At 52.9% G+C, this 221-nt stretch carries 1 protein-coding gene; it reads right to left on the bottom strand.

Features of this window, described 5'->3' with window-relative positions:
* The coding region (locus tag ACLD9W_RS12700) for a transposase (RefSeq protein WP_410842319.1) at positions 1 to 221 on the bottom strand (221 nt) is incomplete at both ends.

The raw sequence follows: 221 nt of genomic DNA, 5'->3' as shown, positions 1-221 counted from the left end.
AACGGCAAAACAGGTTGAAATCGATGCGGGTGATGAGGCTGTGTTCGAGTTCGGGATCGGAGAGGCTGTGCCATTGTCCGAGCAGGACGGCTTTGAACATGGACAACAGTGGATAGGTGGGACGGCCGCGGTGGTCTCGAAGGTAACGGGTTCTTTGACGATTCAGGTACTGTTCGATCGGCTGCCAATCAATCACTTGATCCAACTTCAATAGTGGGAAG

The sequence above is a fragment of the Neisseria sp. WLZKY-1 genome, from assembly GCF_046546535.1.
Taxonomy (GTDB): domain Bacteria; phylum Pseudomonadota; class Gammaproteobacteria; order Burkholderiales; family Neisseriaceae; genus Neisseria.
This window is presented reverse-complemented; position numbering and strand designations above follow the sequence as displayed.